The following is a 23,589-nucleotide window of genomic DNA, read 5'->3' on the forward strand; positions in this document are numbered from 1 at the left end:
AAAATAAGGGTTTTATTTTAAACCTCCTTTTATAACAAATTAAATCATTTCAAGTAATTCATCCATACTAGAAAATGTCTTGGTTGCCAATCCTTTCAGGTCATTATAATAATCATGTTCTGTATAACCAAAAACATCGAAGCCACCATTTTTAGCGCCTTGAACACCTAATTTACTATCCTCAATTACCAGACAATCTTCAGGTTTAAATCCCATAGTTTTTGCGGCAAGTAAAAACACATCGGGTTCTGGTTTCCATTTTCCAATGGTGTAACAACTAAATATTTTACCTTCAAAGGCATCTAAAAGTCCAACTAAACCAAGATTTAATCGGATTTTCTCAACCGTACCACTTGAAGCGACACAAAACGGGATATTTAATTGACTAATAACCTCCTTTATTCCTTTAATAGGCTGAACCGATTCGGTAAATTGTCTATCCAATTCTGTTCTATAATCCTTTTCAAAGCTATCAGGAACAGGCTCTGTTACCAATGTTTTAATAAGATCTAAACAATGCCTAAAATGACTGCCCTTAAAATATTTCATGGCATAATCTAAATCGATATTAGCTCCATACCGATTAGCCATATCTACCAACAATTGATTACTTATAACTTCGGTATCGACTAAAACACCATCGCAATCAAAAATAATACACTTGTACTGCTTCATAAGCTTAGGGTGTAGAATTAGACACCTGTAACATTTTACCGTTATAGTATTTATGTCCAGTTAATGAAAAGTCGAAAATATATTCTGCCATTTCTAAAGCTGAAGTTGAGGCCTGGTAACCAGGAAAAGCTTCTTCTAACATTTCTGTTTGTACGGCTCCAAGAGCTAATACGTTAAAGGAAATTCCAGATTCTTTATACTCTTCGGCTAACAATTCTGTAAGGGTAATTACAGCACCTTTACTTGAACTATATGCAGCCAATCCGGGAAACTTCATACTGCCTTGGACACCGCCCATAGAACTAATAGTTACCGCATGACTTTTGGCTTTCATAAAAGGTAAAACTACTCTGGTTAATTCAGCAACACCAAACACATTGGTTTTATAAACCGCTTCAAAATCATTCATTGTAATTTCAGAAAACGGCTTATTTACCAACATACCGGCATTATTAATTAAAACATCAACTTGTTGCCAATTGGTAGTTATAAAATCTTCAACTTGTTTATAAGCTTCAGCATTACTTAAGTCAAACGAAAATGTCGTTACATTCTCCAGATTTAAATGAGCTATTGGTTTTTCATTCCGCGAAAGCGCCAATACCTTATGTCCTGCTTTGGCGAACAATTGAACCAATTCAAAACCAATCCCTCTACTTGTTCCTGTTATAATGACATTTTTTTGCATCTCTTTGAATTTGTGGATAAAGATAAAAAAGTTCAATATGCCACTAAAATTTAAACCTTAGTATTTCTTATTGTTGTATTACATCGAATAGAATTGCACAACTAACTGTAAATCATTAATTTGTATGAAAATTTTGAATCATGCCTATATTTATGGATCGTCACGATGTCGCGGAAAGCGTTTCGGCTGAAGTGTTGGCAGAGATACATCAGGAAGACTTAAAAATAGAACACGAATATGGTTGCCGTGGTTTTACCTATTGGTTTGACCAGAAACGTAAAAATGTGTTTTGCCTTATTGAAGCACCAAACAAAGAGGCTATTACACGCATGCACAAACATGCTCATGGAGATGTTCCTAATACCATCATAGAAGTTGAACCTACAATTGTAGAATCTTTTCTTGGCAGAATTTCAGATCCTGAAAAAACGGAAAATACCGAACTAAATTTAATTAACGATTCTGCATATCGAATTTTAATGGTTATTCACATTAATACCCAATTAAATAAAACCAATGAATTAAAAGCTATTTCTAAAAATTTAAATAGGAAAATAAAGAAACTATTGGAAAATAGTCATGGCAATATTGTAAAGAAAGATAACACTACTTATTTAGTTTCATTTAAATCTGTAATTAATGCCGTTAACAGTGCACTTGAAATCGAATCAGATATAATTCCTAATCATTTAACATCATCGGGGAATTTAAAAATAGGTATTGCATCAGGAGAACCTGTAACCAACAAACCAGAGATATTTCAGGAGACCATTACGTTAACCAATAGAATGTGCAGTTTTGTAAATGCAAACATTAGCGTTTCTTACGAAGTGAAAAGCCTTTACGAAAGTGAACAAATACATTCCATTTCTAAAAGTTCACAAATCCGGGTTTTAACCCCTTCTGAAGAAAAATTTCTGAATCAATTAATGGATGAAATTGAAACCTCCTGGCAAAATCCGGAATTTAATATTGATCGTTTCAGTGAAAATCTAGGCTACAGTAAAAGTCAACTCTACAGAAAACTAACCAATCTAACAGGGAAATCCCCTAACACTTTTATTAGAGATTACCGCTTGAATCAAGCCTTAAAATTAATAAATGACCAACAAGGCAACATTTCAGAAATAGCTTTTGAAACAGGTTTTAACAGCTTAGCTTATTTCTCAAAATGTTTCAAAAACAAATACGGCATTCTCCCTTCAAAACACGTTCAACAATAAACAAAATACTAATTACCTATGACTTAAAATTTATAATTTTTGAATTATTTGTAGAAATAGTTTTCATATCAAGGGTATAATTTTGAGATGTAACCAAATTATTTAACCCTAAAACCAATAATTATGAAAACTTTTAAATTTGTTTTACTCTTAGCCCTAGCACTTACTTCATTTCAATTATTCGCTCAGGAAAAGTCAATTCCGGATGCTTTACGAGAAAATACGACATTAAAAAGTCAAAGTATGTACGTTATTGAGCGAGAAATTCCTAACTTAGAGTCATGGTCTGCCGAAGACCTTAAAGCAGCTTCACAAACCTCTTGTGGAGTTCTAAAAAAAATGGGACCAAAAATCACTTGGCTTCATAGCTATGTTACTGGAGATAAAATGTATTGCGTTTATCTTGCAGAAAGTAAAGATCTGGTAAAAGAGCATGCCGAAAAAGGAGGATTTCCTGTAAATTATGTTGCAAAAGTTTCAACCGTAATCGATCCTTCCACTTCAGGCGAAACTTACTAGAAATTTAAAATCTTATGTTATTGTCCTAAACAATGAGCTAATTTTCATTTCATTGTCTCTATTCTACTAGTGATGCTTTTGCTACATAAAAACATAAAATTATGTCAAAATCACTTTACGAAAGATTAGGCGGAAATGACGGTATTTCAGCCATAGTTAGACGAGCCATTAGTATTCATATGGAAAATCCTGATATTAATGCACGCTTTTTACCCTACAAAGAACGACCTGAATACTTTGAAACCGTTGTGCAACACAGCATCAATTTTTTCAATTCAGGAAGTGGCGGTCCTGCTGTATATGAAGGCAGGGATATGGAAACAGCTCACCGCGGGATGAACATAAGCCCTAAGGAGTACATGTGTGCCATTGATGATATTTTTATTGCCTTAGACGAACATAAAATTGATGACGACACAAAAAAAGATGTTCTCGCTGTTTTATGGTCTTTAAAAGGAATGATTATCGCTAAATAATAACCTTTTTAAACCTTTTAAATTATGCCAAAATACGTTATAGAAAGAGAAATACCAGGAGCTGGTAAACTTTCTGCTGAAGACTTAAAATCGATTTCGAAAACCTCCTGTAAGGTCCTTCAAAATCTGGGTCCTGAAATTAACTGGGTACACAGTTATGTTACCGAAAATAAAATTTATTGTGTGTACATAGCTCCAAATAAAGAACTCGTAGAAGAACATGCAAAACAGGGTGGATTTCCTGCAAATATGATAAGTACGGTTTCTACTATTATAGATCCCGTGACTTCTGAATAGTTTAAAACATATAACTTTTCAATGAAAAATTAAAAAGCCTGATTCAAAATTGAATCAGGCTTTTTAAATATTATATAACTAAATTCCGAATTAAATTATTCAGAATAAGGATTACACTAACATTGTAACAGGGTTCTCAATATATCCTTTTAAAGTTTGAAGGAACTGAGCTCCTGTAGCACCATCAATAGTTCTGTGATCGCAAGCTAATGATAATTTCATTGTGTGACCAACAACTATCTGACCATTTTTAACCACAGGTTTTTCTACAATATTACCAACAGATAAGATTGCTGAATTTGGTTGATTGATAATTGATGTAAATGTATCGATACCAAACATACCTAAGTTAGAAACAGTAAATGTACTACCTTCCATTTCAGCAGGTGTTAATTTCTTATTTCTTGCTTTACCAGCTAATTCTTTAACAGCAGCACCAATTTGCGGTAAAGTTTGCTCGTTGGCAAATTTCACAACAGGCACAACTAATCCGTCTGGCACAGCTACAGCAACACCAACATGAACATGGTTATTTAAACGCATCTTATCTGCAAACCACTGAGAGTTTACTTGTGGATGTTGTTTTAATGCTAAAGCACAAGCTTTAACAACCATATCGTTGAATGATATTTTTGTATCTGGAATTGTGTTGAATTGTGCACGGAATGCCATAGCATTTTCCATATCGAATTCTACACTTAGGTAATAATGTGGTGCAGAGAATTTAGAATTTGTTAATGCCTTAGCAATTGCTTTGCGCATTTGCGAGTTTGGTACATCTTCAAAATCTTCTTGTCCTGCTGGCACAAATTTACCAATAGCTGCAGCTCCTTGAGCTGGCTCGTAGTTCTCAACATCGTATTTCACAATACGTCCGTTTTCACCAGTACCTTGTATTTTAGTTAAGTTGATACCTTTTTCTTCAGCAATTTTCTTAGCTAATGGCGACACAAATACACGTCCATTTTCAGTAACAGGTGTAGCAGCTCTTTTCGCTGGTTTCTCAGCTACCGGAGCTGACACAGGAGCAGCTTTAGGGGCTTCTGCTTTAACTTCAGCTTTAGGAGCTTCTTCTGCTTTTGCAGCAGGAGCAGCAACAGTAAAGTTAGCAGCAACACCAGAAACATCAGTTCCTGCAGGGCCAATAATAGCTAATAATGAATCTACTTTTGCAGATTCACCTTCCTGTAAACCTATGTGTAATAAAGTACCTGATTGAAACGATTCGAACTCCATAGTCGCCTTATCTGTTTCAATTTCTGCTAAAATATCACCTTCAGAAACCTGATCACCTACTTTCTTTAACCAAGTAGCAACGGTTCCTTCTTCCATAGTATCACTTAAACGTGGCATCGTTACCACGATAACACCTTCTGGTAAAGCAACAGCAGGAGCTTCTTCTTTAACTTCTGCAGGAGCAGTCTCAGCAATAGCAGGAGCTTCTTCTTTTGCCGGAGCAGCTGGCGCTGAACCTCCGCTTAAAAGTGCAGAAATATCTTCACCTTCTTCTCCTATAATTGCTAAAAGTTCATCTACCTTAGTAGTTTCACCTTCCTGAACCCCAATATGAAGTAATGTCCCTTCATTAAAAGATTCAAATTCCATAGTGGCTTTATCTGTTTCAATTTCAGCTAAAATATCACCCTCTGCAACCTTGTCACCAACTTTTTTTAACCAAGCTGCAACAGTTCCTTCTTCCATTGTATCGCTTAAACGCGGCATATTTACTACTATAGCCATATCTTATAATTTATGTTGAATAAATGGATAATCTTCCTGTTCGTAAACTACATCGTACATCACGCTCTTTTCTGGCCATGGAGACTCTTCTGCGAATTTCTCACATTCAGAAACACGATCTTTAACACGCTTATCGATAACCTTAATTTCCTCTTCGGTAGCATATCCTTCAGCAAGGATAACATCTAATACCTGAGTAATAGGATCTATTTTTTTGTACTCTTCTACCTCATCTTTAGTTCTGTAGTGCTGAGCATCACTCATAGAGTGACCTCTATAACGGTATGTTTTAAGCTCTAAGAACGTTGGTCCGCCACCTTTACGAGCACGTTGAATAGCCTCATCGAATGCTTCAGCTACCTTGATAGGATTCATTCCATCAACCGGAGCACTAGGCATGTCATAACCTAAACCTAATTTCCAAACATCGGTGTGATTTGCTGTACGCTCTACCGAAGTACCCATAGCATATCCGTTGTTTTCACAAACGAATACAACCGGTAAATTCCAAAGCATCGCTAAGTTGAATGTTTCGTGTAGTGATCCCTGACGAGCAGCACCATCACCAAAACAACAAAGTGTTACAGCATCACTTCCGTGATATTTATCTCCAAAAGCAATACCTGCTCCTAATGGAATTTGTCCTCCTACGATACCGTGACCACCATAAAAACGGTGTTCTTTAGAAAATATGTGCATAGAACCTCCTAAACCTTGAGATGTTCCGGTTCCTTTACCATATAACTCTGCCATAACACGTTTAGGATCTACTCCCATACCTATTGGTTGAACGTGATTTCTATAAGCAGTAATCATTTTATCTTTTGTCAAATCCATAGCGTGTAAAGCTCCAGCTAACACTGCTTCTTGACCATTGTATAAGTGAAGAAATCCTCTTACTTTTTGTTGTATGTAAACTGCAGCTAGTTTATCTTCAAACTTTCTCCAGAACAACATGTCTTCATACCATTTGAGGTAAACCTCTTTTGTGATTTTTTGCATCGACTAATTTCTAGGTTTTACTTAAGCGAGATACAAAAGTAATACATTGACAGCTATTGCAAAAACAGAAACTACTTAAAGTAAAAAAAAATGTCAAAAAAAAAACGCTTGATCCTCAACTTTGTCATTTTTTCAACATTTCATAAAAAACGTTATACTTTTTAAAATTTCAAACGTTTAACCAAGCCTATTATTTGCACTTTTTAGAAAATTAAAGTGCTGATTTATCAAAAACGAAAGGGAGTAAATTCTTGAGAGATTTAGACATAGCCACTTTACCGGTTTCACCCATAAAATAGATTTCAATGAGCTGCTTTTGCTTAATCTCATATTCTGCGATTGCCTGCCTGCAAGCGCCACAGGGCGGAATAGGCTCCAGAGTTGGTTTATTTATTGACGTCGCCGATATAGCCATTTTTAGTACGGCTGCTTCAGGATAATTGGCTCCCGCATAATAAATGGCGGTTCGTTCGGCACAAAGCCCTGAAGGATAAGACGCATTCTCTTGATTATTACCCGAGACTATCTCGCCGTTATTTAATAACAATGCAGCTCCTACATTAAACTTAGAATACGGCGCATAAGCCTTATTCCTTGCTTCAACCGCCCTTTCCATTAAATTTATAATATCCTTTGGCAACTCATTTATTGTATCGTAAACCTGCAATACAGTTTCTATTTTTATTTTCTTCATAAGCTTTATGTCAACTTCAGCGAAGTACACTCCCGCTTCAATAAAGTTAAGAAACTATTACAAACAAAAAAACTATTGCTACTGGCAATAGTTTTTTTGTTATTCTGAATTTTCAAAATATTTTAATATTCCATGTATGTTCCTGAACCAATATTAAGTGTCAACGAAAAACGTAATGTTCCTTCTAAAGGACTCTGAACTTTTGCTGTTGAGAACAGGTATGATAAATCGATATTTACCACATTGGCTTTAAATCCAGCTCCAAGAGCCATAAATTTTCTAGCACCTTTTTCTTCACTCTCATTAAAATAACCAGCTCTTAATGCAAATGAATCCTGATACATATATTCAGCTCCTAATGCCCAGGTAAATTCTTTTAACTCCTCACTGAAACCTCCCGGGGCATCACCAAAAGACTGAAATATACCTGATAAGAAATTAACATCCTGCGATTTTCCTTTGTAAATTGCCATATCGTTTACTAACTCATCACCTGAATCATACTCACCATTATCATTATTATCTATAAACTCTGTACCATAAATTGGAGGTGTTGGTACTAAAAGTTTAGCCACCTCTAAAGTAACCCCTAATTTATTGTACTGATCAAAAATGAAATCGAAACCACCTCCTAAACGTAAGTTTGTTGGTTGAAAATTATCTACTCCACCATCATCATATTTAAATTTAGGTCCGATATTCTGTATTGCCCAACCTGCTCTCCATCGTCCGTTAAAATCTGAATAAACCTCTTCTTCACTTTGATAGTATCCAGAAATATCAACACCAAAAGAACTCGCTGCACTGGCATCGCTATTATCATAATTCAATCTTAAATCTGATAACAAATAACGCATCGCTACCGACATGGCATATTGATCACTTAATCTTAAAGCATAAGATACGTCGAATGCTAATTCATTTGGTTTTTGAATTACAGGCTGATCAAATTCATTGTTAACAAATTCAATCTCCCCAAGTCCGAAGTATTTAAAACTGGCTGCAAAAGCACTACGTTCATCTAGACGATTGAAATATGACAAATAGGCGATTCCCATATCGTTCACTAATTTCTTAAGATATGGCGTATAACTTAATGAGATTCCAGATTTAGTTTCTGAAAACACATACTTAGATGAATTCCATTGTTGAGAAAATGCATCTACTGAAGTTGCAACCCCCATATCACCCATACCTGCAGCACGTGCATCTGGAGCAATTAAGGTGAATGGCATACCCGTTGTTATAACTCTGGAATCATTTTCATTTGGAATTATTGTAGTTTGTGCACTAACACTTAAGACACACATTAGCGCTAAAAGAAATAATAATTGGTTTTTCATGGGTTGGTTTTAATTCTACAATTATATTTTTTATTAAAGTATTACTAGTTTCTCTATTTTTTCAACTTTTTTATTTAACAGTTCAGACTGTACAATTAATTTATAAATATACACACCTTTTCCTATTCTGTCCCCAAAGTCATCACGACCATCCCATACAATATCTCTTGAAAGGGTGCTATTTACAATTCCACCCCCTGATGTTTGACCATTTAAGGTCCTCACCAATTTTCCTGAAACCGTGAATATCTGTATAGAAACGTTTAAAGGTGCCGAACTATTGTGATTAAACCAAAATTCGGTGTAATTTACAAATGGATTTGGGTAATTTAAGACATTATCTATTACCAGTTCCTGATCCTGATCGTAAACCACAAACTGAATTTCGGCTATTGAAGAATTATTATAAACATCCCAGGCTTTAAGTGTCAGGGTATGTAATCCGGGTTCTAAATCACGGAATGGAAAACTCACGGTTCCATTAGTATATACATCCAACTCGGTTTGATAATAATCATTCAATATATAAGGATTCGTTTCGTCACCATCAATAATAGCCACAATATCATGACCAATGCCACTCGCCGTATTAATACCGTTAGCATCTTCTAATTTAGCCAGTAAAGTTGGCGATTCGTTTGTGATGCCTCCTGAAACAAAGGTTTCATCATTCATATAAAGCGTTATAACCGGCCCAATATTATCTTCCTCAGCATCTTCATTTAAACCACCAATTTTAACAATATCAACACTCGCACCTGTCTGATCTTCTAACAGCGCGCCGTTTTCTGAATAAAAACTCACCTTGCCAGAACCAACAGGAATACCAATATCCTTTGGTACAATAAAATCGAATTCGAATTGACCGTTAGTCACAGATGCCTGACCTCTAAAAATAACTTCACCTAAGGTTTTAAAATTTAACTTGACTAATTGTCCGTTCAATGTTGTCCCATCATTAGCTAAAGTTTGTCTATCAATGTCCTTATCATAAATTGTCGAAGACAGAACCCCGTTATAATTAGAAAGAATATTTCCTGACAAATCGGTTACTTCTCCGGCTAATTTAACATAACTCAGGGCCTTTAAAGTATCTGTCGCCTGAGTAATTGGTACATCATTAATTTTGGTTAAACTAACATTTGGTTTAGCAAAAGCTAATTTCATAGCCGGATCGCCAATGAAAAATATTAAACGACGCTGACTTTGCCCTGACAACGTCGGGTCATTTTTTGTCAGGCGCAAGGCTTCTGCCATAGACGGATATTCAAAATCACCATAAGTATCATTATCGCTAAAAGAGAAAAGATATTGCCCCAAAACATTATTAAAAGCGATAGCAAAACTCACAAATATTTGTCGGGTTGTCGTGATTAAACCAATAGCTCCTGCTTCTTTATTCCAATAGGTAAATTCGCCTGCTGTTTGCCTGTATGGATTGTCGAACTTTGTAAACTCACAAGTTACCGTTACAAAACAATTGAGTTTATTATAATTTCTGAAAGATTCAATATTCGGTTTGGTTAAAATACGTTCCTGCGCTAAACCATCTTCACCACCATGTCCAAAATAATTAATTACTAAAGCCCCATTATCAATAGCATTTAAAAACTCTGTATTAGCTTGAGGATAACGCTCACCTCCTGCCGAAGTTTCCTGCTTAAATGCGTCGCTATGAATTTTCACTATGTTCATAAAAGGCTTGGCCTCGGTTACCATATTACCAAGATTGTCGGTAGTAGACTGTAAAATGCCTTCCCAATCTTGGTCGACATCATCTGAAACAACTACAAAGTTATTACGCCAGCTTCCGTAAGCTTCTTTTGAGTAATAAGATTCTATTTTATCAACAAGTTCTTTCGCTTGTTGAGGGTTATCGGCAATAATCCTTCCAACTGCAATATCAAGTTTATCACTTGTTAACATCGTTCCCTCATTTTCATTCATCATCCCATAAAAATCATCTGAGATATACGAATTAGTCAAGTTGAAACTATTATAGGAATGCCATGATGGTACAATATTCGTATTATTAGGAATTCTATCTTTATAATCGAAAGAGCCATCTCCAAATAAACACAGGTATTTTATTTCACCTCCAGGATTAACAGGGTTATCGTAAACATACTTCACCAGATTTCTTATAGCCCCTATATCCGGATTCCCTGTACTGAATTCATTATAAATTTCATCTAAACCAAAGACTTTAACATTCAAACCATATTGATTTGCATTTATCTGAGCTAGCCGATTAGCCTGACTTAACATATTATTTGGTGAAACAATAATATAATCTACATCCTGCAGTTCTCCTAGACTATTTCGAAAAACAGTTCCTTTAATATTCTGGTTACTTACTGTTGTATTTGTGTCATATTTAGGCTCATAAAAGTCACTTGTTGTTACAGCTACATAGTTTTTTAATTCACCTAATGTTGCAGTAAACCTTAATGTAGATGCTTGTTCAGCATGCTCATAGTTTAACACATTAAATATATCGGTCACATCCCAAATTTCTGAAATCCCGGAAGCATCACTAATTTGATATTCTCCAATTCCCGAAGCTGATGCTACCACATCGTTTTTAAATTGAAACTGTTTATTATAGAATTTAAGTGCTCGAGTTGCTTCAACAGAAATATAATCTAAATACCCAACAGCACTTGGGTTGCCTTGATTATTATAATTAAGCCCCACATTTAAGGTAGAAGAATTCACCGTAATATCATTAAAATATGATGCACCACTTGCTAAAGTCGGTGAACTTGCTCCACTTAAATTCATAGTAGTGATAAGAGATCCATTCACTGTAAGTGCCATAGAACTCATAGAACCTGATGTTGCCGCAACATAAACTTTTAAAGTTACCGGCTCGGTCGTTACTAAATCAGGAAATTCAAACGAATACGTTTTACTATTATCCACGTCAAAACGATCACCAAACCAACGACGCCCTAAAAATGCAATATTATGTTCGTCCTTTTCATAGAATTTATAATCCTGATAGGTATTAATAACCATATCGACGGTTCCTGTTGGTTGGGTAAAAGGCTGAATGCGCTTTCCTGAGCCAGAACTTACATTTATATAATAATAAGTCTTATCGGTATAACAATTAATATTGGTATTACTTTCAGAATTATACATTCGAGGTCCTTGAGCATAAAACAAGATATAATCGTTACTATCAAACACGCCATCTTCTTCCCCTACAAACTTTATGGCATTCTCCTGAACATCGAAAGGATAAGGTTCTGCATTAGAATACGGAATCATTCGTCCTCCATTACCATATAACTTTATTGTTCTTGGATCGACACTATTAACATTTACCCCCAAGCGTTGCAAAAAACTTTTCGACAGTTTAAACACCCCTGTTGTATCAACATAAAACTTATACCATTCTCCACTACTAAGCACCGAATTAGTTCTGGCTTTAGTTGCATAAGTCTTACTAGACACATTAGTTCTCGAAGTACTGCCTCCAAGTGTATAATTAATTTGAAAAGACATAACCTTTTTATAGGTTCCGTTTGTATCCTTTATTATAGGTGATATTTGAAAAAGCACATAACGTTTATCTCGAGCTATGGCATTTTTTAAACTAAATTTTAATTTTGATGGAATAGTTGACTCATCTAAATCTTTGAATTCCTGTTTTGAAATTGAAGCATATACCACATTACTAACAGCAACAGAAGATTCATTAACTACTCCAGAAGTAACCCACTGCGAAACAAACTGTAACCCTTCTGAAAAATCATAACTAAAATTTTCATCGTTAAAACCAGGAAGTTCTATAGAATAGGTATCACTGGAAATCTTTTTAGAAGATTCCCATGTAATGGTAAACTGTTTTTGTTGCCCAAAAGCAAAAACACATATAAATAATAAGACGAGTAAAATTTTCTCTTTCATTGCTAAAAATAACGTGAATAACCCTTATATAGTATGACTATAGCCTACAATTTTAAAAACTGATTCAAAAATACAATAATAATTTAGCAATACACACGTTAATAAAACACAAAATAAGATCGAAAAACCTCAAAAACATCGATGTAAGAACCAAAAAATAGGTTGAAATGCACATTTTTTTGGGTAAAATGTAAAAAAGAGCTTGCATTGTTAGGTTTAATTCTTATATTGCATCACCAAAAATATTATTAGCTTACTTAAACGTATGAATATGAAAAAAGTAGTAGCATTCAAGGTTTTACTAGTTTTAGCCCTAACCGCGACCATAACTAGTTGTAAAAAATCATCGAGCTCGAAGAACACTTCTAGAGCTACGGGATGGCAAATCAACTCACGTGAAGGAGGTTTTCAATACAATACAGACTTTAAAGAGCAGGAAACTTCTCCTGGTTTAGTTTTTATTGAAGGAGGTACCTTTACCAAAGGACGAGTACAGGACGACGTAATGCACGATTGGAACAATACGCCAAACCAGCAACACGTTCAATCGTTCTATATGGATGAAACTGAGGTTACTAATGCCATGTATATGGAGTATTTAGATTGGATTAAACGCGTTTATCCACCTTCAGATGAAAACTTCAGAGCCATTTATCACGGAGCTTTACCAGACACCTTAGTTTGGAGAAACCGTTTAGGGTATAACGAAGTTATGACAGACAACTACTTGCGTCACCCAGCTTATGGTGAGTATCCTGTAGTTGGTGTTAGCTGGATTCAAGCTGTTGAGTTCGCTAACTGGCGAACAGATCGTGTTAACGAATACAACTTAGAACAAGCTGGTTACTTAAAACGTGATGCTAAAATTACCGATGTTGGTGCTGATGCCACGTTTAATACAGATACTTACATCAATTCTCCTACTTTAACGTATGGTGGTAATGAAGAAGTAATCAACCCTAATCAAGGAAGAAATAGATACGCCAGAACGGATGCTGAAGGCAATGAAACTAACATCTATGCAACAAGAGAAACCGGACTTATTACACCGAAGTACAGACTCCCTACCGAAACAGAGTGGGAATATGCTGCTTTAGGTTTAAGTGAAATTAGAAGTTATAACTTATACCGTGGGCGTAAAAAATATCCATGGGATGGACAATACACACGTAACGGAAAACGTAAATACCGTGGTGATCAGTTAGCTAACTTTAAACAAGGAAAAGGTGATTACGGTGGAATCGCAGGATGGTCTGATGACCGTGCAGATATTACAAACGCTGTAAAATCATACGAGCCTAACGATTACGGTTTATACGATATGGCTGGTAACGTAGCAGAATGGGTTGCCGATGTTTACCGTCCTATTGTTGATGATGAATTCAACGATTTTAACTACTACCGTGGTAACGTTTATACTAAAAACGCATTAAACGATGATGGTACTGTAAAAGTAGTTACTCCTGAAGATATTGTTTACGATACACTTTCTAACGGAAAAATTATTGCAAGAAACCTTCCGGGTGAAATTTTACAAGTTCCTGTTGACGAAAATGAGACCTATTTACGTACTAACTTCGATAAGAGTAATCAAGTAAACTATCGCGATGGTGACAGAAGATCTTCTCGCTATTTCGAAAGCTTTAATGACGAAGAGGGTGAAGAAAATGCAGATGCACTTACTAGAAAAATGTACAACTCTCCTAAAAACGTTGTAACAAGAGATTCATTAGGTAATATTGTTAGAGAATACGATAAATCTAATAACAGAACCTCTTTAATTAATGACGAAGTTAGAGTTTACAAAGGAGGTTCTTGGAAAGACAGAGAATACTGGTTAGACCCTTCTCAACGTCGTTACTACCCGCAAGATATGGCAACAGATTACATCGGGTTTAGATGTGCTATGTCGAGAGTAGGTTCAAAATCTCAACAAAAATTCAAAACTAAAAACTAGTTAAACAACTTGTTGAAATAATATTAAAAGTCCTAACCCACAGTTAGGACTTTTTTAATACTTTTAATTTTCAATTAAAAAAACAATTTATCCATTGAAAATAGAACAATTACACAGTCTTTTCTTAGAATGTCACAAAGTAAGTACCGACACCCGCAAAATTGAACATGACGACATGTTTTTTGCTTTAAAAGGTGAAAACTTCAATGGTAATACTTACACGGAACAAGCACTAAAAAATGGAGCTAAATATTGTGTTATAGATGACAAAGCATTCAACACATCTACACACACCATCCTTGTTGATAATGTTCTTGAAACCCTGCAAAACTTAGCAACATATCATAGAAATTATTTAAAACTTCCTATCATCGCTTTAACAGGTAGCAATGGCAAGACCACAACTAAAGAATTAATTAACGCAACGCTGTCTAAAAAATTTAAAACAACAGCAACAATTGGTAATTTAAACAATCATATTGGAGTGCCATTAACGCTTTTATCCATGAATAAAGAAACCGAAATAGGCATTGTTGAAATGGGAGCAAATCATTTAAAAGAAATTGAAATGCTTTGTGCTATTGCCCAACCCGATTATGGCTATATCACCAACTTCGGAAAAGCCCATTTAGAAGGTTTTGGCAGTGTAGAAGGTGTCATTAAAGGAAAAAGTGAAATGTACGACTATCTCATTTCAAACAACAAAACCATATTTGTTAACGGTAATGACTCTATTCAGCTAGAAAAAACAGCAAATACTAACAGAATCGTTTTTGGAGACACGAACGAATTCAATGTTATTATCAATTTTATTGAAGCACAGCCCAATGTTAAGCTTACTTATAACAGTTTAACCATACAAAGTCAGCTAATAGGTGCTTATAACTTCAATAATATTGCAGCCGCAATCACCATTGCAAATTACTTTGAAGTTGAAGATAATAATATAAAATCTGCAATTGAAAACTACTCTCCAACCAATAATCGTTCACAGGTTATTAACAAAGGTACCTGTAAAATCATACTGGATGCATACAATGCAAATCCAACAAGTATGCTAGCAGCACTTTCCAATTTTGATAAACTAAAGGATACTAATAAAATAGCCATTATTGGAGATATGTTTGAACTTGGCCAGCAAGCTAAAGAAGAACATCAAAACATTGTTAAGTTATCAACATCTCTTAACATTGACAAGGTAATTGTTATTGGAGAAAATTTCTTTAACACTGAAACCACTGTTGAAAACCTGTTAAAATTCCAATCCTTTGAAGACTTTAAATCTAAAATGAACATTTCAGATTTATACAACAGTACGCTTTTAATAAAAGGCTCAAGAGGTATGGCTATGGAAAGAATACTAGACTTATTATAATCAGATATAAAAAGTGCCTGAAATATATAAATATAACAGGCACGTATTTACTTAACTCTCCCTAAGAATTAATTAATAGCTTAGCAAAGATTGCATTTTATCGATTGTAGAACAATACTCAATTTGAGTATTTTCAACTAGGAACTGTGTTAAAAATGACTTTTAAATGATATTATTATTCATTTTTATAATTCCGATGAGCTCTCCTGTGGAAGAAATATTGAATTTTTTCAAAATATTACGACGGTGAGTATCAACTGTATTGGAACTTATATTTAACTTCTCTGCTATTTCTTTACTGGAATAATTCAGTACCAATAATCTAATAATATCTCGTTCTCGATTACTTACTGCATCTGTTAATAACTTTTGAGAAAAGTTGTTAAAGTATACCGTTTCATACTCATTTTTATCATTCAATTTCTTAGCCGTAGCACATATACTCATTTTAATTTCCGGAGCCAATACAGTATAATGCGCTAAACCAATTATAGGCTTATTAGCAAGATCAAACTCAATAGGCGTGGTATTTTGCACTATATTCATATAAATACCATCTCCGTTCATTAAACGATAGTTCCAGGTATAACTCATCTTACTTCTATCTTCCAAAGCTATTTCACTTAATGTAAATTTCATTAACTCATTTAACGCCTGAAGCCATTGCTCAACATCATCTGGATGCATTCTCGCCCAAAAATACCGCATACCTTGAGAATCGAATAAATTTTTATCCAATCCTAAACAAGCAGTCATATTCTTACTAACATATTCAAAAGTAAGATCTCGAGTATTGGTAATACAGAAAAATGTAGAACTATAAGGAAGATACTCATCTAACTCTATAATTTTTTGAATATGCTCTTCTAAAGAAGGATGTTCGTAACACCGGAACACTTCTTTGTAAACCCCTTTAATTTCATTTAAATCCATAATAGCAATTTATGTGTTATTCTAAATGTATTAAAAATATGCTGAATGGTAAGATAAAAGCCTACTACAAATAAAAAATGGTATAAAATAAAAAATCCTAAAGTATAATATACTTTAGGATTTTTCTGTGGGCGCGAAGGGATTCGAACCCCTGACCCCTTGGGTGTAAACCAAGTGCTCTGAACCAACTGAGCTACGCGCCCGAATATTTTCGGGTTTTTAGATAATTTCTAGCTGAAATTAATCTTTCAATATGTCATTAAAACTTAATTATTATTTAAGCTTTAAACTTTTGTGGGCGCGAAGGGATTCGAACCCCTGACCCCTTGGGTGTAAACCAAGTGCTCTGAACCAACTGAGCTACGCGCCCGAATATTTTCGGGTTTGAGTAAATTTTCAATTGAAATTAGCCTCACAATATGTCATTAAAAAACCTGATTCTTATATCAGGTATTTTGAACTTTTGTGGGCGCGAAGGGATTCGAACCCCTGACCCCTTGGGTGTAAACCAAGTGCTCTGAACCAACTGAGCTACGCGCCCTTCAATTAGGTGTGCAAATATAAGCTAGTTTTTGATTCTACAAAAACATTTTTTGTAAAAATTTAAATTATTTCGGCAACAACAAAAGTGCTTCCCCCAATAAAAACAAAATCGTTTTCTCCGGCTTTTTTTAAAGCCGACTTATACGCTTCATTAACAGAACCATATGCATGACCTCTCAAATTATGCTGAGCGAAAGTGTTCATTAAAACTTCGGCATCTAAACCACGAGGAATATCTGGTTTACAAAAATAATACTCCGCTTTTTTGGGTAGTAAATCGATAATGGAACTAATATCTTTATCATTTACCACTCCAAAAACAATATGCAAGGTATCAAAAGTTTCTTTTGATAGTTGTTTCATCACGTAAGTAAGTCCGTCTCGATTATGCCCGGTATCACAAACGACTTTAGGTTCTGTTCGCAAGGTTTGCCAACGCCCTAATAGGCCCGTATTATCAACAACATGTTTAAATCCTTCAGTAATGTGTGTTTCTGAAATATTAAAACCCTTTAATTGTAATTGTTTTATAGCTTGCTGAACAGTTACTATGTTCTTCGACTGGTAATCTCCAATTAAATCTGAAACGTATGTTTTTGACGGTTGTTGATCTGCAAATATAATTTCAGATTGATTTTCCTGAGCTAACATTACAAAAACAGCTGTAGTCTCCTTTTGCTTTTCTCCTATTACTACAGGAACATGCGGCTTTATTATCCCTCCTTTTTCGAAAGCAATGGCATCAAGTGTGTTTCCCAAAAACTGTGTATGATCTAAACCTATATTGGTAATCACCGAAACTTCCGGAGTAACGACATTAGTAGAATCTAATCGTCCACCCATACCCACTTCAACGACCGCAATGTCTACCTGCTCCTTCGAAAAATAATCGAAAGCCATACCAACAGTCATTTCAAAAAAGGACAACTGATTGCTTTCTAAAAATGGTTTGTTTTCTTCAATAAAATCAATAACAAATGATTCGCCAACCACGTTACCATTAATTTTAATACGCTCTCTAAAGTCCTTTAAATGCGGAGATGTGTACAAGCCAACTTTATAGCCTGCTTCCTGTAAAATGGATGCCAGCATATGACTTGTAGAACCTTTTCCGTTGGTCCCAGCCACATGAATAGATTTAAAATTGCGTTCCGGATGATTTAACTTTTCAACCAGTTTAATGGTATTCGATAAGTCCTTTTTAAAAGCCGATTGGCCCTGGCGCTGATACATTGGTAGTTGGGTAAACATCCAATTGATTGTATCTTGATATGTCATGATATTACTGACCTAATTTGAAGTTTACTTTTACATACCCTATTTGCCTTGTAGGCGCATTAGAGTCTGCTTGCCATTTATGAGATAAGGCAATTTTTCTTGCTGGTTCCAGTAAACAAGCTGCGGTATTAGTAGTTCCTCTCGCTCCTGGTTTAGCTTCAATAACATTACCATTTTGGTTAACAACAATTTCAACGATAACCATGCCAGATTCATTACAATCTTGTGTGTAAGTTTTAAAACTAGCTTTTCCTCTTCCATTTAACCCGTAGCCTACACCACCACTTCCTGATCCTCCAGATCCAAAATAACTTGGAGCATACGGATCGCCATCAAGCTGACCTTTATCGCCTGCTTTATTGTCGTCTCCTTCTCCTCCTGTTGCTGTTCCTTCAGATTTACTAACCCCACCTATTAACGCATCGAGCTTTCTCTTCTTTTCTTCCTGCTCACGCTTTGCCTTTGCAACACGCTCTGCTTCTGCTTTTGCTTTGGCATCGGCTTCAGCTTGCGCCTTAGCTTCTGCTTCCTTTTGCTTCTTGATAGCTATTTCTTCAGCATTATCAGCCGTTAAAACTTCTTCTTTTGCCACAGCGGCTTTTGTGGGTTCTGTTTTAGTAACTTCAGGTTCGGTTGGACGATTGATTTCATTAGGTTCAGATTTTATCGGTTTTAAAGGTTGAACCGTTCCTGAACCGAAATCGGTAGTTCCAAAATTAACTGCAACACCATATTCCTCAGGCGGATCCATATAAGGAGCTCCTACAACAAACAACAATAACAAAAGGATAACAGTAATTAAAACTGTTAACTTTGCTGAATCTTTTTCGTGCTTGGTTTCGAAATATTTCATCAGTTAATTTTAATATCTTTTTTTAATGTATTAAAAAGAAGAAATGTCCATGATTTTAAAGTCTACAAACCATAGACATTTCTTTTATAAGTCACCTCGATAATTAAGTGTTATCGAGTTTTAGAAACCTTAGTTATTTGGTCTTACCGCCAGAATAACTTTAAACTTGTTTCTATTAGCAATATCCATAACCTTTACTACATTTTCCACAGGAACCGATTTCTCAGCTCTTAAAACAATGGTTGGTTTTTCTTCTGAAGACAGTAAGGCTAACAATTCGTTTTCCAAAACACTTTCACCAACACGTTTTTGGTCTATATAATAGGTTAAATCTTTCTTGATACTAACAGCAATTGATTTTTTATTCTCCGTTTTACCACTCGCTTTTGGTAATAAAATATCAATAGCATTAGTTGTTACTAAAGTAGAGGCCAACATGAAAAATATCAATAACAGGAATACAATATCTGTCATTGATGCCATACTGAACTCTGGCGTAACTTTATTTCTTCCTTTTAAATTCATTAAATAGGCTCATTTAAATGATCTAAAAACTCTACCGAGTGTGCTTCCATCTGGTACACCACTTTGTCCGTTTTAACTACCAGGTGATTGTAAGCCATATAAGCGACAATACCAACAATTAAACCTGCTACCGTAGTTGTCATCGCTGTATATAAACCATCAGCTAACAGTTTAATATCGATTTGACCACCTGAGTTAGCAATCTCGAAGATAGATAAGATCATACCAATAACCGTTCCTAAGAAACCAATCATTGGTGCTGCTCCTGAAATCGTAGCAAGCACACTTACGTTTTTCTCTAAACTGTATACCTCTAATCGACCAGCGTTTTCAATAGCTGTATTAATGTCGGCAAGTGGTTTTCCAATTCTTGAAATTCCTTTATTGATTAATCTTGATACCGGCGAGTTGGCCTGAGCGCATAACAGTTGTGCTGAATCAATTTTACCATGCGTTACATGGTCCTTAATTTGATTCATAAAATTTGCATCTATTTTAGCGGCAGCCTTAATGGCAAACAAACGCTCGAAATAAATGTAAATCGCTGCAACAAGCAACACAAACAAAAGTAGAATAATTACTTGACCAGCAACACCTCCACTACTGATAAGCTCAATAATAGAGAGTGTTTTTTCAACAGGTACCTCGTCGGTTAATAACTCGGCGCCTTCTTGAGTGTTTTGTAATAAAGTGTTAAGCATATAATTAAGTTTTTGGGCAATTGTATAACGTTGGTTTTCTAATAAAAGTATGTTAGAACAATGTTCTGGTTACCATAAATGCAGCTGCACCTACTAAGAACCCTACCAAAGCTAACCAAGAAATCTTTTTAAAGTACCAGAAAAAGTCAATTTTTTCCATTCCCATGGCTACAACTCCAGCCGCCGATCCAATAATCAACATACTCCCTCCAGTTCCAGCAGCATAAGCTATAAAGTGCCATAATTCGTTATCCATTGGTTCATGGAACATCCCTAAAGACGCTGCAACTAAAGGCACGTTGTCAATTACTGCAGAGCCTACTCCTAATAATAACACCACTAAATCTGAAACGCCTTCACCTACGTGAATTTCAGTTCCTAACATTGGCATGGTATCTTGTAATGCACCTGCGAAATTGAATAAAATCCCCAAAGATTCTAAAGCTGCAACAGCCATTAAAATACCTAAGAAGAATAAAATACTAGGCAACTCAATTTTTGATAATGAATGGTGAACCGGACTATGGTGTGCATGTGCATCACTCTCCTCGGCTCCAAACTCAGTCATACTGAATTTTGAACTGCTGTATATTTCAGCAAAAACAGCTACTACTCCTAAAGATAACATCATACCTACGTATGGAGGTAAATGCGTTACCATTTTAAATACAGGCACAAACACAATAGCACCTAAACCTAAATATAACATCGTTGCACTATACTTCGACTTTGGTTTATCGTCTTCATCCTCTTCTATTTCTAAATTACCTTTAAATACTGGCAGGAATGACGCGATAAAAGAAGGCACTGCCATACATAAAAATGATGGAATAAAAAGATAAACAAATAAATGATCTGAAGATACTTTTTTACCAATCCATAACATGGTTGTAGTAACATCTCCAATTGGAGACCAAGCCCCACCTGCATTAGCTGCAATAATAATTAAACCTGCATACCAAATACGAATATCTCTTTCTTTAACTATTTTCTGAAGAATTGAAATTAAAACAATTGTTGCTGTTAAGTTATCGATGATTGCAGATAATACGAAAGCTAAAATTGAGAAAATCCATAAAATTTTACTCTTTTTCTTTGTCTTAACAAAGCTTTTAATTGTTGAAAAACCATCGAAATAATCAATAATTTCAACAATAGTCATAGCACCTAAAAGGAATACTAAGATTTCTGCTGTTTTACCTAAATGATGTAATAAAGTTTCTTCCATTAGGTGAAGCTTCTCATCATGACCAAAATCGCCAAAACCATCTAACAAGGCATGTTTGGCAGAATCGAACCAATTTGGAAAGCTATCTAAACCTAAAGATATTAAAGCCCAACAAATAGCCATCATTACTAATGCCGGGATAAGTTTATCTATTTTTAAGTTATGTTCAAGAGTAATGGCCAAATAGCCTAATACAAATACTAAAATAATCGCTGTTTCCATAAAAAATTTAAAAATTACACAAGTTGGCTGAGTGCGATTTCATATGCCGTGGCACTCACACCGGTTTTATCTTTGTTTTTACTATATACGTTTTCTATTGCTTCTTTAATTTTATTTGATGTATCATTAAATATCGCATCATCTGTCATTTGTACACGGCGCTCCATAAAATATGCAAATACACGTGCCATACCACAGTTTGAAATAAAATCGGGAATTAAACTCACCTTATTATCGGTATGTTCCATAATTGGTCCAAAGAAAATTTCCTTGTCAGCAAACGGCACATTAGCACCGCACGACACCACTTCAAGACCACTATCTATTAATTGATTAATCTGACTTTCTGTTATTAATCGAGATGCAGCACATGGCGCGAAAATTTCGGCTTGAATACCCCAAATTTTATCGTTGATTTCCTCAAAAGGAATTAAATTATCGCTCTCTAAAGTGTTGCCCCTTTTCGCAAGAAATAAGGCCTTAATCTCCTCAAACGTAAATCCTTCCTCATTAATTAAACCGCCTGCAATATCGATAATTCCAACCACTTTTGCACCCATTTGAGCTAAATAATATGCAGCAGCAGCCCCAACATTACCAAACCCTTGAATTACAGCACGTTTACCCTGTACCTCTCCGCCGTAAATATTGTAGTAATGTCTTACAGCTTCAGCAACTCCAAAGCCTGTAATCATATCTGCAACAGTATATTTCCTTAAAACGTCTGGTGAATACTGTGGATTTTCAATCACTTTAATCACTCCCTGCCTTAACTGACCTATTCGATTAATTTTATCAGCTTCGGTTGGTTTAAAATGTCCGTTAAAAACACCTTCCTGCGGGTGCCAAACGCCACTTTCTTCGGTAATTGGGATTACTTCATGGATCTCGTCTACATTTAAATCGCCTCCCGTACCATAGTAACTTTTAAGTAACGGGGATACGACTTTATACCAACGCTCTAAAACACCTTTTTTTCTAGGATCTTTAGGATCGAAATTTATTCCAGACTTTGCACCTCCAATTGCCGGACCAGACACTGTAAACTTAATTTCCATGGTTTTTGCCAAAGACAAAACCTCGTTTACGTCAAGGCCTAATCGCATTCTGGTTCCTCCACCGGCAGCACCACCACGCAGCGAATTAATCACTACCCAGCCTTCGGCTTCGGTTTCTGAATCTTTCCAGTTGAATATAATTTCGGGAGTTTTATTTTCGTATTTTTTTAATAATTCTTTCATTGTTGATATTTAAAAATTGATTCGTTTTAGCTAAGTTTTGATTGATATATATTCCATGGATAATAAACTAAAGCGTAGCTATAATTGAGTCATTTTTAAACAGTTTAAAATTATTAATCCACAAATATATAAAACTAAAAATCCTAACAGATTAATTT

The 23,589-nt window shown here is 35.2% G+C and carries 20 protein-coding genes and 3 tRNA genes; 6 read left to right on the forward strand and 17 right to left on the reverse strand.

Annotation, left to right across the window (positions count from 1 at the left end; genetic code table 11):
• Positions 1 to 39 precede the first annotated feature (39 nt).
• Together NO995_RS03165 and NO995_RS03170 are read right to left on the reverse strand one after the other, a co-directional pair.
• Complete coding sequence (locus NO995_RS03165) at positions 40 to 675, reverse strand: HAD family phosphatase (RefSeq protein ID WP_258226225.1); 636 nt, start codon at positions 673 to 675, stop codon at positions 40 to 42.
• Between the two features lie 4 nt (positions 676 to 679).
• Positions 680 to 1,363: an SDR family oxidoreductase gene (locus NO995_RS03170; RefSeq protein WP_258226226.1), complete on the reverse strand. Its 684-nt coding sequence runs from the start codon at positions 1,361 to 1,363 to the stop codon at positions 680 to 682.
• A 140-nt stretch (positions 1,364 to 1,503) separates the two neighbouring features.
• Between NO995_RS03170 and NO995_RS03175 the strand changes: the two genes are divergently transcribed.
• From NO995_RS03175 to NO995_RS03190, 4 genes are all read left to right on the forward strand, one after another.
• Complete coding sequence (locus NO995_RS03175; protein ID WP_258226227.1) at positions 1,504 to 2,586, forward strand: nickel-binding protein; 1,083 nt, start codon at positions 1,504 to 1,506, stop codon at positions 2,584 to 2,586.
• Between the two features lie 123 nt (positions 2,587 to 2,709).
• Positions 2,710 to 3,105 (forward strand): DUF4242 domain-containing protein, encoded by a 396-nt coding sequence (locus NO995_RS03180; RefSeq protein ID WP_240571906.1) that lies wholly within the window; start codon positions 2,710 to 2,712, stop codon positions 3,103 to 3,105.
• A 101-nt stretch (positions 3,106 to 3,206) separates the two neighbouring features.
• Positions 3,207 to 3,581, forward strand: coding sequence for a group 1 truncated hemoglobin (locus tag NO995_RS03185; protein ID WP_240571907.1), 375 nt, complete (start codon positions 3,207 to 3,209; stop codon positions 3,579 to 3,581).
• A 24-nt stretch (positions 3,582 to 3,605) separates the two neighbouring features.
• Positions 3,606 to 3,878, forward strand: a complete 273-nt coding sequence (locus NO995_RS03190) for a DUF4242 domain-containing protein (protein WP_240571908.1) — start codon at positions 3,606 to 3,608, stop codon at positions 3,876 to 3,878.
• Between the two features lie 111 nt (positions 3,879 to 3,989).
• Here NO995_RS03190 and NO995_RS03195 read toward each other — a convergent pair whose 3' ends face one another.
• The 5 genes from NO995_RS03195 to porU all read right to left on the reverse strand — a co-directional run bounded on the left by NO995_RS03195 (position 3,990) and on the right by porU (position 12,575).
• Positions 3,990 to 5,618 (reverse strand): pyruvate dehydrogenase complex dihydrolipoamide acetyltransferase, encoded by a 1,629-nt coding sequence (locus tag NO995_RS03195; protein WP_258226228.1) that lies wholly within the window; start codon positions 5,616 to 5,618, stop codon positions 3,990 to 3,992.
• Positions 5,619 to 5,621: 3 nt separating this feature from the next.
• Positions 5,622 to 6,620: a pyruvate dehydrogenase (acetyl-transferring) E1 component subunit alpha gene (gene pdhA / locus NO995_RS03200; protein WP_240571910.1), complete on the reverse strand. Its 999-nt coding sequence runs from the start codon at positions 6,618 to 6,620 to the stop codon at positions 5,622 to 5,624.
• Between the two features lie 211 nt (positions 6,621 to 6,831).
• Complete coding sequence (gene cdd, locus NO995_RS03205; protein WP_258226229.1) at positions 6,832 to 7,314, reverse strand: cytidine deaminase; 483 nt, start codon at positions 7,312 to 7,314, stop codon at positions 6,832 to 6,834.
• Positions 7,315 to 7,436: 122 nt separating this feature from the next.
• The gene (gene porV, locus NO995_RS03210) at positions 7,437 to 8,657 is read right to left on the reverse strand and encodes a type IX secretion system outer membrane channel protein PorV (protein ID WP_258226230.1); all 1,221 of its coding nucleotides are present in this window, start codon (positions 8,655 to 8,657) and stop codon (positions 7,437 to 7,439) included.
• Positions 8,658 to 8,690: 33 nt separating this feature from the next.
• Positions 8,691 to 12,575, reverse strand: coding sequence for a type IX secretion system sortase PorU (porU, locus tag NO995_RS03215; RefSeq protein WP_258226231.1), 3,885 nt, complete (start codon positions 12,573 to 12,575; stop codon positions 8,691 to 8,693).
• Positions 12,576 to 12,840: 265 nt separating this feature from the next.
• On the opposite strand from porU, the gene gldJ reads away from it, so the two are divergent.
• Positions 12,841 to 14,532, forward strand: coding sequence for a gliding motility lipoprotein GldJ (gene gldJ / locus NO995_RS03220; RefSeq protein WP_258226232.1), 1,692 nt, complete (start codon positions 12,841 to 12,843; stop codon positions 14,530 to 14,532).
• Positions 14,533 to 14,626: 94 nt separating this feature from the next.
• Positions 14,627 to 15,907, forward strand: coding sequence for a UDP-N-acetylmuramoyl-tripeptide--D-alanyl-D-alanine ligase (gene murF, locus NO995_RS03225; protein WP_258226233.1), 1,281 nt, complete (start codon positions 14,627 to 14,629; stop codon positions 15,905 to 15,907).
• Between the two features lie 162 nt (positions 15,908 to 16,069).
• Here murF and NO995_RS03230 read toward each other — a convergent pair whose 3' ends face one another.
• From NO995_RS03230 to NO995_RS03275, 10 genes are all read right to left on the reverse strand, one after another.
• Positions 16,070 to 16,804 (reverse strand): LuxR C-terminal-related transcriptional regulator, encoded by a 735-nt coding sequence (locus tag NO995_RS03230; protein ID WP_240571916.1) that lies wholly within the window; start codon positions 16,802 to 16,804, stop codon positions 16,070 to 16,072.
• A gap of 164 nt (positions 16,805 to 16,968) precedes the next feature.
• Positions 16,969 to 17,043 (reverse strand) — tRNA-Val (locus NO995_RS03235).
• 92 nt (positions 17,044 to 17,135) lie between these two features.
• Positions 17,136 to 17,210: transfer RNA gene (locus NO995_RS03240), tRNA-Val, on the reverse strand.
• A gap of 96 nt (positions 17,211 to 17,306) precedes the next feature.
• Positions 17,307 to 17,381, reverse strand: a tRNA-Val gene (locus NO995_RS03245).
• 62 nt (positions 17,382 to 17,443) lie between these two features.
• A complete protein-coding gene (locus NO995_RS03250) occupies positions 17,444 to 18,661 on the reverse strand; it encodes a folylpolyglutamate synthase/dihydrofolate synthase family protein (protein ID WP_258226234.1) in 1,218 nt (405 codons plus the stop codon).
• 4 nt (positions 18,662 to 18,665) lie between these two features.
• Positions 18,666 to 19,514: an energy transducer TonB gene (locus NO995_RS03255; RefSeq protein ID WP_258226235.1), complete on the reverse strand. Its 849-nt coding sequence runs from the start codon at positions 19,512 to 19,514 to the stop codon at positions 18,666 to 18,668.
• Positions 19,515 to 19,643: 129 nt separating this feature from the next.
• Positions 19,644 to 20,039, reverse strand: coding sequence for a biopolymer transporter ExbD (locus tag NO995_RS03260; protein ID WP_188223425.1), 396 nt, complete (start codon positions 20,037 to 20,039; stop codon positions 19,644 to 19,646).
• Entirely contained in the window at positions 20,039 to 20,740 is a 702-nt protein-coding gene (locus NO995_RS03265; RefSeq protein WP_188214739.1) for a MotA/TolQ/ExbB proton channel family protein, read from the reverse strand. The genes NO995_RS03260 and NO995_RS03265 overlap by 1 nt, the downstream gene beginning before the upstream one ends.
• A gap of 52 nt (positions 20,741 to 20,792) precedes the next feature.
• Positions 20,793 to 22,190: a sodium:proton antiporter NhaD gene (gene nhaD, locus NO995_RS03270; RefSeq protein ID WP_258226236.1), complete on the reverse strand. Its 1,398-nt coding sequence runs from the start codon at positions 22,188 to 22,190 to the stop codon at positions 20,793 to 20,795.
• Between the two features lie 14 nt (positions 22,191 to 22,204).
• Positions 22,205 to 23,431, reverse strand: coding sequence for a Glu/Leu/Phe/Val dehydrogenase dimerization domain-containing protein (locus tag NO995_RS03275; protein ID WP_258226237.1), 1,227 nt, complete (start codon positions 23,429 to 23,431; stop codon positions 22,205 to 22,207).
• Positions 23,432 to 23,589 lie beyond the last annotated feature (158 nt).

Source organism: Aestuariibaculum sp. M13, assembly GCF_024723255.1.
Lineage (GTDB): Bacteria > Bacteroidota > Bacteroidia > Flavobacteriales > Flavobacteriaceae > Aestuariibaculum > Aestuariibaculum lutulentum.

Excerpts from the sequence above, each read along its gene's own strand:
- NO995_RS03165 (WP_258226225.1), bottom strand. The coding sequence starts at position 675 with ATGAAGCAGTACAAGTGTATTATTTTTGATTGCGATGGTGTTTTAGTC.
- NO995_RS03170 (WP_258226226.1), bottom strand. The coding sequence starts at position 1,363 with ATGCAAAAAAATGTCATTATAACAGGAACAAGTAGAGGGATTGGTTTT.
- NO995_RS03175 (WP_258226227.1), top strand. The coding sequence starts at position 1,504 with ATGCCTATATTTATGGATCGTCACGATGTCGCGGAAAGCGTTTCGGCT.
- NO995_RS03180 (WP_240571906.1), top strand. The coding sequence starts at position 2,710 with ATGAAAACTTTTAAATTTGTTTTACTCTTAGCCCTAGCACTTACTTCA.
- NO995_RS03185 (WP_240571907.1), top strand. The coding sequence starts at position 3,207 with ATGTCAAAATCACTTTACGAAAGATTAGGCGGAAATGACGGTATTTCA.
- NO995_RS03190 (WP_240571908.1), top strand. The coding sequence starts at position 3,606 with ATGCCAAAATACGTTATAGAAAGAGAAATACCAGGAGCTGGTAAACTT.
- NO995_RS03195 (WP_258226228.1), bottom strand. The coding sequence starts at position 5,618 with ATGGCTATAGTAGTAAATATGCCGCGTTTAAGCGATACAATGGAAGAA.
- pdhA (WP_240571910.1), bottom strand. The coding sequence starts at position 6,620 with ATGCAAAAAATCACAAAAGAGGTTTACCTCAAATGGTATGAAGACATG.
- cdd (WP_258226229.1), bottom strand. The coding sequence starts at position 7,314 with ATGAAGAAAATAAAAATAGAAACTGTATTGCAGGTTTACGATACAATA.
- porV (WP_258226230.1), bottom strand. The coding sequence starts at position 8,657 with ATGAAAAACCAATTATTATTTCTTTTAGCGCTAATGTGTGTCTTAAGT.
- porU (WP_258226231.1), bottom strand. The coding sequence starts at position 12,575 with ATGAAAGAGAAAATTTTACTCGTCTTATTATTTATATGTGTTTTTGCT.
- gldJ (WP_258226232.1), top strand. The coding sequence starts at position 12,841 with ATGAATATGAAAAAAGTAGTAGCATTCAAGGTTTTACTAGTTTTAGCC.
- NO995_RS03250 (WP_258226234.1), bottom strand. The coding sequence starts at position 18,661 with ATGACATATCAAGATACAATCAATTGGATGTTTACCCAACTACCAATG.
- NO995_RS03255 (WP_258226235.1), bottom strand. The coding sequence starts at position 19,514 with ATGAAATATTTCGAAACCAAGCACGAAAAAGATTCAGCAAAGTTAACA.
- NO995_RS03260 (WP_188223425.1), bottom strand. The coding sequence starts at position 20,039 with ATGAATTTAAAAGGAAGAAATAAAGTTACGCCAGAGTTCAGTATGGCA.
- NO995_RS03265 (WP_188214739.1), bottom strand. The coding sequence starts at position 20,740 with ATGCTTAACACTTTATTACAAAACACTCAAGAAGGCGCCGAGTTATTA.
- nhaD (WP_258226236.1), bottom strand. The coding sequence starts at position 22,190 with ATGGAAACAGCGATTATTTTAGTATTTGTATTAGGCTATTTGGCCATT.
- NO995_RS03275 (WP_258226237.1), bottom strand. The coding sequence starts at position 23,431 with ATGAAAGAATTATTAAAAAAATACGAAAATAAAACTCCCGAAATTATA.